This window comes from Vibrio sp. 1978, assembly GCF_033344345.1.
Map to the genome: position 1 here is coordinate 1 of NZ_JAWPOP010001028.1, position 518 is coordinate 518.

At 51.0% G+C, this 518-nt stretch carries 1 pseudogene; it reads right to left on the reverse strand.

Going from position 1 to position 518, the window contains the following annotated elements:
• Nucleotides 1–518, reverse strand: a pseudogene (metL, locus tag R8N49_RS30475) (bifunctional aspartate kinase/homoserine dehydrogenase II); the annotation flags it as partial.

A 518-nucleotide genomic window follows, 5' to 3' on the forward strand; every position in this document is an offset into this window, starting at 1 on the left:
GATTACGGTTGCGGAATAATCCGAGCCATTCCGCCCCAACAGCACGGTTTCTCCTGCCTCATTTTGCGCCATAAATCCGGTAATGATGACGCGTTTGTGGCTGTGTTGCGCCAACGCCTCCTTAATCAGGGGATAAGAACGCGCACGGTCAACTTCCGGTTGAGTACCTGCTTCTGCACGTAAAAATGCACGTGCATCTTGTGCGACCGCAGGAACATTTTGTTGTGAAAGCAAGGCAGCCAATAAACGTGAAGACCACACTTCACCGTGACCCAACACTGCCGCTTTTTGCGCATCCGTCAGTGGTGCAGCCAGCTCGGCTAAGGTACTGAACTCATCGTGCAAAGAAGCGAGCAATTGCGTCTGCACCTCGCCTTCTAATAAAGATTCAATTAGCTCCGACTGGAATTGTCTTAAGCCTTGCAGTGCTTCATGCGCAATACGGCCATCTTTGTATAAACCTTCCAGAAACTCGATCAAGCGATTAGTGGTCTTCCCTGCGGCGGATACCACCACCA